Below are 5,301 nucleotides of genomic sequence, written 5' to 3'. Positions count from 1 at the left end.
CTTCTATGTACAACAATGAATTATAACATTAAATATCTATTAACGTCATCACTGTTTTATGATTTACCTTAAAAATGATCCTAAGCCATACAATAATCCACCACCAAGAATAATTACTGCTGGAATTAAGAGGGCTTTTACAAAGAAACCAACTAAAGCCACAATGAGTAGTAAACCAAGTAGCCAGAAGGAAAATTTTAATAGTTTCCATAAAAGCCAAATGATTAAAATTGTGATTAATAAGCTCATTTATTAACTTCCTTTCGATAGTTGGTAGTTATTATAGCAATGTTTTTTCACGTGTTAACACCCTTAAGCAAGATTTAATAATACTTTAGTTTCTCGCCTTTTGTCGATGAAAACCCTGTGGTACAATATAGATTAACAAAAAATACATACGGGAGGTGATTACCATTTTAAATCGGACGAAGCAGTTTATGCGTAATAATGACTTAACCTATAAGAAAGAATATATTCGGCCAATGATGACCCCCGAACATGTTTACGTTTTTCGTTTTGGTAAGCACAAACTCAATAATCGGGTAATCATTCGATACTCTCATACATGGACTGGACGGTTAAAAATCAACGAAATCGATGTTCGCTTGCATCATCAACATCATCCAAGAATTTTTAAAACAGAAAAAGACTTGATTCTCTATCTCACAGAGCATTTAGAAAAGAAGAAAGCTCGGAAAAGGGAAGAGCAATCGGACGTACCTGAAGAGAAAATGAATGCAAAAGAATAAAAATTCTTTATCGAGAAAGCGACAGTCAAGTCGCTTTTTTTATAATAAAGGAGTGTTAATAAAATGGATTGGACTGCTATTACTGTCGAAACCACTAACGAGGCTGTTGAAGCGGTTAGTTATATCTTGACGGATGTTGGATCAACCGGGAATAAAATTGATGACGCAGCCGATTTTGCAAAGATGAAGCCAGGTAACTATGGTCCATATGGAGAAATAGTTGACCCTGACGAGCTTCCTCACCGTGAACACGGAGCTGCTGTAACTGGCTACTTCCCACCAAAACTATTTGTTCCAGAGTTGGTAAGTGAAATTAAGCAGCGGGTACAAAAGTTAACTGACTATGGGCTAGATCCAGCACCAGCGAAAGTAACGAGTTCAGCAATTGATAATCAGGATTGGGCAACAGCCTGGCAAAAATATTATCATCCAGTGCGGGTAACTAGTCACTTAACAGTGGTTCCGGAATGGGAAGAATATAATGCTGAAAGTCCACATGAAGAGAAGATCATTTTGGATCCTGGAATGGCATTTGGGACTGGGACACACCCAACAACGAAATTAATGATGCAGGCTTTAGAAATTGTTGTAATGGGTGGCGAATCTGTAATTGATGTTGGAACTGGTTCCGGAGTATTGGCAATTGCTGCGAAATTATTAGGAGCTGGCAATGTTGAAGCGTATGATGTCGATAATGTGGCCGTTGAATCAGCTAAGAAAAATGTAGCTTTAAATCCAAAAGTTCATGATATTCATTTAGGGGTTAATTCGTTACTTGACGGTATTCATACTCAAAAAGATATTATTGTTGCTAATATTTTAGCCGAAATTATCCTGCCTTTAATTCCACAAGCCTATGAAAACTTAAAACCGGGCGGCTATTTTTTAACTTCAGGAATTATTAATGATAAGTTTGATGAAGTTCGCAAAGCCCAAATTAAACAAGGTTTCCGAATTGATGAAACCTTAAGAATCAAAGATTGGTATGGGATTATCGCGCATAAGCCAACGGAGGATGAATAAGATGCAACGTTACTTTATTAATGAATCACTAAGTGACGACCATCAAATCACACTTCCAAAAGATGTGGCTCATCATTTCGTTACTGTATTACGAGCTAATGAAGGTGATCAGTGCGAGTTAGTGCTTAATGACCACCAGGCCTATCAATGTACATTGATCGATGTTGAACATGCCATTGTTCAGGTTCAAAAACAGTTAAAGCAAAATGCAGAGTTGCCGCTTCAAGTCACTTTGGCGTGTGGATTGCCCAAAACTAAGGATAAACCAGAGCTAATTGTTCAAAAAGGAACAGAACTGGGTGTTACCGAAGTAATCTTTTTTGAATCTGACCGGTCAGTAAGTCACTGGAACAATGGAAAACAAAATAAAAAAATTGCTCGCTTACAAAAGATAGCGGATGGAGCAGCAGAGCAGTCCCACCGCAACCTGATTCCACAAATTAAATATTTACCGAATTTAGCAACTTTATTAGAAGAAGTACAGGCAGATAAAAAAGTGGTTGCATGGGAAGAATCAGCTAAGCAAGGTGAAACTAGCCGCCTAGCACAGATGCTCAATGATAGTCATCCAAATGAAAAATGGTTAGCGATTTTTGGCCCTGAAGGTGGCCTGAGCGAGCAAGAGATTTCACAAATGAAAACTTACCAAGTGCAACCGGTTGGCCTCGGCCCACGAATTTTACGTACTGAAACTGCACCATTATATTTTATGAGTGCGGTATCTTTTGCAACCGAATTAAATCATTAAAATCTCTTGATGTCAGATGGAGATATTGAATTAAGTTGTGCTAGAATTAACCAATAATTATGAAGATTGAAGGAAAATGTGATGAAGGCATTCAGAATAAGAGAAAATTGGCAGATTTGGGCCGGAAGTATCGTTTTAGGAATTGTATTAACAGCACTATGTGCGAAACTTCCTTTTGTTTCAAGAGTAACAATGATGTGGCTCGATTTAATAGTTATTAATGGTGTTTTTTGTTTATGGCTTGGTAAACACATTAATAGCAAATCGAAGCCATGGGAATTATTTATTTTTCCGGTAATATATCTAATTGGCGGTTATTTATTTACTCCTCGATACATGTGGTATTTTGCATTAATTTATTTAGGAATTAGTTATTTAACTTGGTCCATGAGTCGTCATGAATAATTAAGGAGGGGTGGCAATGTCAAAAACAAGGGAATTAACACATGCGGACGTCAAGAAAATGATTTCTTCTTATATGAACGAAGAACATGTTGACCTATGTGAACGCGCCTATCATTTTGCAGAGGTCGCCCACAGCGGTCAAGTACGCAAATCAGGAGAGCCATACATTATTCATCCAATCCAGGTGGCGGGGATTCTTGCAGAGTTACGGATGGATCCAGAAACCGTTTGTGCCGGTTACATGCATGATATTGTTGAAGATACCGGAGCAACATTGGATGATATTAAAGAGATTTTTGGCCCAACAATTGCAATGATTGTGGACGGCGATACAAAGATCGGTAAAATTCACTATAAGTCGAACAAAGAACAAATGGCTGAGACGCACCGGAAATTATTACTGGCAATGAGTAAAGATATTCGGGTGATGATTGTAAAATTGGCTGATCGTCTGCACAATATGCGGACCTTAAACCATTTACGACCAGACAAGCAACGGCGGATCTCTAACGAAACACTGGAAATCTATGCGCCAATTGCAGATCGCTTGGGGATTAGTACTATGAAGTGGGAATTAGAAGACCTTTCACTTCGTTACTTGAATCCTCAACAATACTACCGGATCGTTCATTTAATGCATTCACGTCGTGATCAACGGGTTGCATACATCGACGAGGCGATTAAGGAAGTTAAGAAGGCAACTGCCGATTTAAATCTTGGCCCCAATGTTGAAATATATGGACGTCCTAAACATATTTACTCCATTTACCGCAAAATGGTTACTCAACACAAGCAATTTAGTGAAATATATGACTTGCTTGCAGTGCGGGTAGTAGTTGACTCAATTCGTGATTGTTATGCAGTTCTTGGTGCCATTCACACAACATGGACGCCAATGCCAGGACGTTTTAAAGACTATATTGCGATGCCGAAGGCTAATGGCTATCAATCCTTACATACTACGGTGATTGGACCTGAAGGACGACCTTTGGAAATTCAAATTCGTACCCATCATATGCATGAGGTTGCCGAATATGGGGTTGCCGCTCACTGGGCATATAAGGAAGGCAAAACTGACGGGGTTCAAGCAAATCTCGACAGTCAAAAGCTAAACGTCGTAAAAGAAATTCTTGAAATGCGAAGTGAAAGTCATGGCACTGATGAATTTATGCAGGGCGTACAAAGTGACGTTTTCACTGATAAAGTTTATGCGTTTACCCCTAAGGGTGATGTGATTGAAATGCCTAAGGGTGCCGGCCCACTAGATATGGCCTATCAAATTCATACTGAAGTTGGGAATCATACTACGGGTGCAAAGGTTAACGGTCGGATCGTTCCCCTTAACTACGAAATCAAGAATGGTGATATCGTTGACATCTTGACTTCAACGTCATCGACAGGCCCGAGTCGGGATTGGATGGATTTGGTGTCCACCCGTCGAGCACGAAATAAAATTCGGCAATTTTTCCGTGCCCATGATCGCGAGAAGAACATTGTAGAAGGTCAGCGAATCATTGAAGAGCAACTTCGTGAGGATGGCTTAGAACCCTCTGAGTTCATCACAACAGAGCGCACCAATAAAGTCGCTGATGAAATGCACTTTAAAGATGGTGATGACTTATTTGCAGCTGTCGGTTTTGGTGATGTTCCTCCAGTAGGTGTTAAAAATCGGTTTACAGCAGATTTACGTCAAAAAGCCCGTGATGATAAGCAACGCGAAGAAGAAAAAGCATTGCTTGAAGATCATAAAACGTTGGAAAGCTCTGCAAGTGATAAAAAGAAAATCGCTAAAGGTAATGGGGGAGTTGTGGTTGAAGGAGTTGATAATCTATTAACTCGTTTAAGTCACTGCTGCAGTCCTGTTCCAGGAGATCCAATTGTTGGCTATATTACAAAAGGTCGGGGTGTTTCAGTTCACCGAACTGATTGCCCAAACATTAAGAGTGCTGAACAAAGCGGCCAACGACTTGTCCAGGTTTACTGGAGTAATCCAGATGGTGATAAAACTAACTACAATGCTGATATTGAAATTCAAGGATATAATCGCAATGGAATGTTGAATGATGTCCTCCATACCATTAATAACAACACGCGCTTTTTGACTTCTGTGAATGGGAAAGTTGATAACAATCGCCTTGCTACCATTTCTGCTTCAGTTGGGGTCCGTAATCGGGCACAATTGGAACTTATTATGGATGCTCTTAAAAATGTTCCAGATGTTTATGTAGTAAAACGAGTTATTCATTAGGAGAAAAAATATGCGAATAGTTTTACAACGGGTTAATCAAGCACAAGTAAGTGTTGACGAAAAAGTGATTGGCAAAATTGGTAAGGGGTATATGTTATTAGTAGGATTTGGCCCTGATGATACAGAAG

General features: G+C 39.3%; 7 protein-coding genes. 6 read left to right on the top strand and 1 reads right to left on the bottom strand.

Annotation, left to right across the window (positions count from 1 at the left end; all coding sequences use genetic code 11):
- Nucleotides 1-63 precede the first annotated feature (63 nt).
- A complete protein-coding gene (locus H5975_RS07205; protein WP_204785477.1) occupies nucleotides 64-249 on the bottom strand; it encodes a hypothetical protein in 186 nt (61 codons plus the stop codon).
- A gap of 188 nt (nucleotides 250-437) precedes the next feature.
- Between H5975_RS07205 and H5975_RS07200 the strand changes: the two genes are divergently transcribed.
- The 6 genes from H5975_RS07200 to H5975_RS07175 all read left to right on the top strand — a co-directional run.
- Entirely contained in the window at nucleotides 438-749 is a 312-nt protein-coding gene (locus H5975_RS07200) for a hypothetical protein (protein WP_204785476.1), read from the top strand.
- A 63-nt stretch (nucleotides 750-812) separates the two neighbouring features.
- A complete protein-coding gene (gene prmA, locus H5975_RS07195; protein WP_204785475.1) occupies nucleotides 813-1,772 on the top strand; it encodes a 50S ribosomal protein L11 methyltransferase in 960 nt (319 codons plus the stop codon).
- 1 nt (nucleotide 1,773) lies between these two features.
- Nucleotides 1,774-2,520 (top strand): 16S rRNA (uracil(1498)-N(3))-methyltransferase, encoded by a 747-nt coding sequence (locus H5975_RS07190; RefSeq protein ID WP_204785474.1) that lies wholly within the window; start codon nucleotides 1,774-1,776, stop codon nucleotides 2,518-2,520.
- An 81-nt stretch (nucleotides 2,521-2,601) separates the two neighbouring features.
- Nucleotides 2,602-2,925 carry a hypothetical protein gene (locus tag H5975_RS07185; protein WP_178659542.1) on the top strand — a complete coding sequence of 108 codons (324 nt, stop codon included), beginning with the start codon at nucleotides 2,602-2,604 and terminating at the stop codon, nucleotides 2,923-2,925.
- 16 nt (nucleotides 2,926-2,941) lie between these two features.
- On the top strand, nucleotides 2,942-5,173 hold the full coding sequence (locus tag H5975_RS07180) for a RelA/SpoT family protein (protein ID WP_204785473.1): 2,232 nt from the start codon (nucleotides 2,942-2,944) through the stop codon (nucleotides 5,171-5,173).
- 10 nt (nucleotides 5,174-5,183) lie between these two features.
- On the top strand, nucleotides 5,184-5,301 hold a 118-nt coding region (locus tag H5975_RS07175), incomplete at its 3' end, for a D-aminoacyl-tRNA deacylase (RefSeq protein WP_204785478.1).

It is taken from the genome of Limosilactobacillus coleohominis, assembly GCF_016901675.1.
Classification (GTDB): Bacteria; Bacillota; Bacilli; order Lactobacillales; family Lactobacillaceae; genus Limosilactobacillus; species Limosilactobacillus intestinavium.
The sequence above is the reverse complement of the archived record's forward strand: the minus strand, read 5'-3'. Positions and strand labels throughout refer to the sequence as shown.

Coding starts and splice junctions, on each gene's coding strand:
- H5975_RS07205 (WP_204785477.1), bottom strand. CDS start 249: ATGAGCTTATTAATCACAATTTTAATCATTTGGCTTTTATGGAAACTA.
- H5975_RS07200 (WP_204785476.1), top strand. CDS start 438: ATGCGTAATAATGACTTAACCTATAAGAAAGAATATATTCGGCCAATG.
- prmA (WP_204785475.1), top strand. CDS start 813: ATGGATTGGACTGCTATTACTGTCGAAACCACTAACGAGGCTGTTGAA.
- H5975_RS07190 (WP_204785474.1), top strand. CDS start 1,774: ATGCAACGTTACTTTATTAATGAATCACTAAGTGACGACCATCAAATC.
- H5975_RS07185 (WP_178659542.1), top strand. CDS start 2,602: ATGAAGGCATTCAGAATAAGAGAAAATTGGCAGATTTGGGCCGGAAGT.
- H5975_RS07180 (WP_204785473.1), top strand. CDS start 2,942: ATGTCAAAAACAAGGGAATTAACACATGCGGACGTCAAGAAAATGATT.